Source organism: Lentilactobacillus parafarraginis DSM 18390 = JCM 14109, assembly GCF_001435895.1.
Taxonomy (GTDB): domain Bacteria; phylum Bacillota; class Bacilli; order Lactobacillales; family Lactobacillaceae; genus Lentilactobacillus; species Lentilactobacillus parafarraginis.
This window is the reverse complement of the sequence record NZ_AZFZ01000212.1, coordinates 1-470: the sequence shown is the minus strand read 5'-3', so window position 1 is coordinate 470 and position 470 is coordinate 1. Positions and strand designations below refer to the sequence as shown.

The 470-nt window shown below is 36.6% G+C and carries 1 protein-coding gene; it reads right to left on the bottom strand.

Annotated elements, in window-relative coordinates; translation table 11 throughout:
* A partial coding sequence (locus FD47_RS14780; protein ID WP_056980860.1) for a zeta toxin family protein occupies positions 1 to 470 on the bottom strand: 470 nt, incomplete at both ends.

The following is a 470-nucleotide window of genomic DNA, read 5'->3' as shown; positions in this document are numbered from 1 at the left end:
TTTTGATCTGCAAAATTTTGTAACTGCTTTTGCACCTTTTCTGGATAAGTAATATTTTGGTTTATCCAAGGAAAATGCCTCAAATCGTTCTTAAAAACTTGTCCCTTCTCTCTTGCATAAACAGAGGTAAACTTTTCGCTATTATCATAGATCATGACCTTATCAGATTTAAAGGCCACTAATGGCAAATTATGTTTGGATTGCTGATAACGTTTCTTGATCGTTGCTACTGGAACACCGTGGCCACCTTTTTGTACCCGTTCGTTGACCCTTTGGATAGCTAAATTTTCATCTCGCAAAGCAACATATAATAAAGTCACTTCAAAGCCATTTTTGTGAGCTTTGTCAATCAAATTGAGTTGAGCTTTGCCTCTACCTGCCAGTGTTGTTTCTACGTGAATACTTTGCTGGTGATCTAAAGCATAGTGTAGTTGTTTGATTTCTTCTTTCATGGCTTTTAAGTTGTCACT